Annotated in this window: 7 protein-coding genes; 4 read left to right on the top strand and 3 right to left on the bottom strand. The window is 34.0% G+C overall.

Annotation, left to right across the window (positions count from 1 at the left end):
* A partial coding sequence (locus OZD64_RS00445) for an IS5 family transposase (protein ID WP_044471353.1) occupies positions 1-280 on the bottom strand: 280 nt, incomplete at its 3' end.
* 79 nt (positions 281-359) lie between these two features.
* Here OZD64_RS00445 and OZD64_RS00440 point away from each other — a divergent pair.
* From OZD64_RS00440 to ruvC, 4 genes are read left to right on the top strand one after another with little or no spacing between them, the layout of a single operon-like run.
* Entirely contained in the window at positions 360-983 is a 624-nt protein-coding gene (locus tag OZD64_RS00440; RefSeq protein ID WP_051955865.1) for a TenA family protein, read from the top strand.
* Between the two features lie 44 nt (positions 984-1,027).
* The gene (locus OZD64_RS00435) at positions 1,028-1,687 is read left to right on the top strand and encodes a TenA family protein (protein ID WP_010962391.1); all 660 of its coding nucleotides are present in this window, start codon (positions 1,028-1,030) and stop codon (positions 1,685-1,687) included.
* Positions 1,688-1,734: 47 nt separating this feature from the next.
* Positions 1,735-2,562 (top strand): cytochrome c oxidase subunit 3, encoded by an 828-nt coding sequence (locus OZD64_RS00430; protein ID WP_006279354.1) that lies wholly within the window; start codon positions 1,735-1,737, stop codon positions 2,560-2,562.
* On the top strand, positions 2,563-3,051 hold the full coding sequence (ruvC, locus tag OZD64_RS00425; protein WP_038199503.1) for a crossover junction endodeoxyribonuclease RuvC: 489 nt from the start codon (positions 2,563-2,565) through the stop codon (positions 3,049-3,051). It begins immediately after the preceding gene.
* A gap of 44 nt (positions 3,052-3,095) precedes the next feature.
* Here the strand turns inward: ruvC and ruvX are convergent, their stop codons facing one another.
* Positions 3,096-3,563: a Holliday junction resolvase RuvX gene (gene ruvX, locus OZD64_RS00420; protein ID WP_010082183.1), complete on the bottom strand. Its 468-nt coding sequence runs from the start codon at positions 3,561-3,563 to the stop codon at positions 3,096-3,098.
* 303 nt (positions 3,564-3,866) lie between these two features.
* The gene (locus tag OZD64_RS00415; RefSeq protein ID WP_138264918.1) at positions 3,867-4,052 is read right to left on the bottom strand and encodes a hypothetical protein; all 186 of its coding nucleotides are present in this window, start codon (positions 4,050-4,052) and stop codon (positions 3,867-3,869) included.
* Positions 4,053-4,426 lie beyond the last annotated feature (374 nt).

Raw genomic sequence — 4,426 nt, 5'->3', positions numbered from 1 at the left:
TTTTTCTTCTACTATATTTTGTAATTTCATAATTCATTTTCTCAAAAATTCCCTGCTTCTTCCATTGCCTGAACTGCTCATACACAGTCTTCCATAGCGGAAAATCATTTGGTAAATACCGCCATTGACACCCTGTACGCAATACATAGAAAATTGCTTCTAATATTTCTCTTTTGCTATACTTTGGCGGCCTTCCTCCTTTCTTGTATGATACTCTGAAGTGTTTTTCTATTCTTGCCCATTCCCTTTCGCTTAGATCTGTTGGATACTTTTTTCTCATCTTTACCCCGTACTAAAATTTCAGATATTATAGCCTTTTACTTGTTTCCGGACAACCTCTAAAAGAGTTTTCTGATCTTATTGATAAAATAAAAGAACACCCTTTTAATGTTGAATTGATAAATAATACATTAGATTATGAAAAATTCAAATTCTACCTTCAGCAGGATTTTCTGTATTGTATAGATTGCGCTCGTGCTTTTTTAATTGTTGCAGCTAGAGTTGATGATATTGAAATGATGAGTAGTTTAATCAATTTGGCACAAGGAGCATTTTATGTTCGAGAACAGTATAAAAAATATTTTGAAGATTGTGATCTATCTGATGATCACAAAAAGTCAAGAGCTTGTTCTGCCTTTACTGACTTTTTCATGAGTGCCGCATATCACAATTCTGTTAATGAAGCTTTAGTAGCATCTTATTCTTGCTTTAACATATACCAAATCGTTATACGCCATATGGTAAATGAGATAACAACTAAAGGGGTTAAAAATAACAAATACAAAGAGTGGATCAACATTTATAGTAGCGAAACAGTAAATGCTGTAATTGATGAGGTTACTGATATTACAAATAAGCTATATAAAAAAGCTAGTGACTGTGAAAAAAAGAGGATGTATGAGTTTTTTAAGAAAGGGCTGGAATTAGAAATAATGTTTTGGGATGAGGCATATTACTCTAATATATCTAGCAAAGAATATTAGCAGCGGATTATTTACGTTAACTTGATCTTTTATCGGTAACTACAGTGTTCAGTGGCATAATTAGGAGCTGTTACGGGTCAAATCTTTTAAAGGATATAATTGAGCATCCTTTTAATGTTGAGTTAGCGAATAACACCCTAAATATAGAGAACTTCAAATTCTATGCTCAACAAAAGACGTTGTTCTTAGGTGATTATATTCGTACCACCTTAATTACTGCATCCAAAATGGAAGATTATAGTAGTATTATCTCGCTTGCTGAAGTAGCCCAAAGAGTAGTGACTGTTAATAGAATGCTATATGACTACTACTTTACTATGTACGGTATAAGTCGCGAAAAGAAATCTCTTGAGTGTTTTAATTTCACTAATTTTCTTTTATCCATCTCGCATAGTAATACCTATGAGGCTATGACGGTTTTGTATTCTTGCATGTTTATATACGAGACTGTCGTTGATAGCATGAAAAATAGATTCAAGAAAAATAATAGATATAGGGATTGGTTTAATTTTTGTTACAGTGATTCAGTAAAGTCTGGATGCATTATTTTGGAAAATATTGTTGATGGATATTGCAGCAGAGCAAGAGAAAACGAAAAGAGCAGAATGCTTGAGTTGTTTAGAATAACTGCACAATTTGTGTTAGATTTTTTGAACGGTGCATATAATTTTTCAAGATTCAATCAATTTCCTAAGGAACATTGACAATTTTAAGCTAATTTGTATCCTTAATAAGTATTTTTTAAAATGCTATGAAAAGTAAAGAACATGATTTTCATTTAGTGGATCCAAGCCCTTGGCCAATTGCTGTATCAGCAGCAATTCTTATTCTTGCACTTGGATTAGTTGGCGCGCTTCATAAACAAATTGTCGGAATGTTTTGTTTAGTTTTGGGAATCTCCGCAGTATCAGGGGTGCTGTTTTATTGGTGGAGAGATGTAATAAGGGAGGCCATTTATGACAAATGTCACACTGCCATTGTAAAACATGGACTCAAATTTGCAATGTACTTGTTTATTCTCTCGGAGGTCGTATTTTTTATAGTGTTCTTTTGTTCATTCTTTAAAGCCTGGCTTGATCCAGTTTTTTTATTTGAGGCGTTTTCTCCTGCAAAAAAAGTTGAATGGCCCCCTGAGGGAATTTTGCCACCTGATCCGTGGTCACTACCATTCATGAATACATTAATATTATTGCTTTCTGGTACAACAATTACTTGGGCAAATCACTCTTTACTTAAAAATGATAAAAAGAGCATGATTAAAATGCTGTCCATAACTATATTGCTTGGAGTTTTTTTTATAATAGTGCAAGCAATAGAGTATCATGAAGCGAGTTTTTCTCTACAAGAAACAGGAGAAAAGCTTATTTATACATCCAATTTTTATATGATTACCGGTTTTCACTGCGCACACGTTATAATAGGAATAATATTTTTATCAGTGTGTTTATTTAGAGCACGGAAAGGCCAATTTACACTTCAGGACCATTTGTGCTTTGAGTTTGCCTCCTGGTATTGGCACTTTGTAGATGTAGTCTGGATATTTTTATTTTTGTTTGTCTATTGGTTAAGCGTTTATTAAGTGGTTAAAATAATAGGTCTAGATCCAGGAATAAGCAAGACTGGGTGGGCCATTATCAGCCTGAACGAAAAAAATAATATTGAATTTTTGGGCGGCGGTACCATATCAACTGATGGTAAATTGGGTACAGGTGAACGCCTACATATAATTTTTGAACAATTAAAGAAAGTAATTTCCCTATACTCTCCGAATGAAGCTGCGGTGGAGAAAATTTTTGTTAATAAAAATCCTAAATCTTCACTAACTTTAGGATATGCAAGAGGGGTTGTAATTTTAGCGTTAAAAATAACAAAGCTAACTATGAATGAATATGATGCAAACTATGTAAAAAAAAGCATTACCGGAAATGGCCATGCTGATAAGGATCAGATTATATTTATGGTGAAGCAAATAGTTAAAAATTTGAGTATAAAATGCCACCATGCTGCTGACGCTCTTGCTGTAGCAATTTGTCATGCTTATACGAAAGGTTCTTGTTTTGTTGAGTAACTTTTATATGGGATTCAGTTTGAAGATTTCCAGATCTGGAAAAACTATTTGATTGTATTTATCTTGTCTAACGTTCGTTGCAAAATAATACATGCGGAGATTTTATCATCTATTTTTTTCGATTTTGTGATTGATATTCCAGTAATTTTTAGTGTATGAGTTGCGATAGATGTTGAGAAGCTTTCGTCTTGTAAGTATATATTTACTTTATATTTTTTTATTATTTTATTTGCGAATTGGATTATAGTTTTACACCATTTAGTTTCTTGCTCGTCCATTTTTAATGGTAGTCCTATTACCATTGATCCAGATTCATTTTCTTTGAATATTCTATGCAGATAACCTAAATCTTTGCTCATATTTTTTCTGTGATATATGCTATGAGCTGTGGCTATGAGCTGTGTTTTATCGCTAAATGCTATGCCTATTTGCTTTTCTCCCATGTCAAGGCACATTATGCGCTTATCTTTTGGAATAGACTTTAGAAACTCATCTGGATTTCTATGTAGCATCTATTAGACTTCCTTTAAAGTGACCTTACCAAAAAAGTGGAGAGAAAGTTAAGAAAATTTTTTACAAAAAGAATAATGAATCAAATTGCTCAGGAATGCAATAGACTTCTTGCATAACCCAAACTAAGTAGAAAAAAGGTATCATCTAAGTAGCTGACACTGGTTTCCATCCAAAAGGGCAGTGCCCCTATGATGTCATTCCAGTGCTTGACACTGGAATCCAGACTTTAATTGTTATACTTGTAAATAAGTCTGGTGAGAATAGACGTTCATCTCAAAATGCAGTATTTTTGTTGAAATAGCTCAACTGGATTCCAGCGTCACGCGCTGGAATGACACCTTTGTGTTTGCATAGCTGTACGAACATTGTGATTTGAGAGCAATCTCCACAAGGGAGGATGTCATTCCAGTGCCCAGACACTGGAATCCAGGAAAAAGAATGGTGTCATCCAAGTAGCTGACACTGGGATCCAGAAGACTTAATTTCAACCAAATAATAAAGGCTGGATCCCAGTGCTTGGCACTGGAATGACAGCAATCCTACGTCATACCGCAATTCATTCGCGGTATCTCGGCCGCTAACAAGTGGCGGGATGACGGTTATCGTTTAGCTACAAACATTAAGAAATTTACCAAGCGAAAAAAAAGGCAAAAGAAGCCCCGTGGTTGGCTAATTACTTACATTATACTTTCAAGTATGGCGTTTTTTTATTCTAAACACTTAATAACCGCGATTCAGTTGCTTTTAAACCGCAACTAATCTAAATTATAAACGTTAAGAAATTTACTAAACAGAAAAAAAGGCAAAAGAAACCCTAGGGTAGCTAGTTATTCACTATCCATTTTTTAAGTTGGCGTTTTTT

This window comes from Wolbachia endosymbiont of Drosophila tristis (assembly GCF_028981745.1).
Lineage (GTDB): Bacteria > Pseudomonadota > Alphaproteobacteria > Rickettsiales > Anaplasmataceae > Wolbachia > Wolbachia pipientis.
Note: the sequence above shows the minus strand (reverse complement) of the source record. Positions and strands in the feature narration are given on the sequence as shown.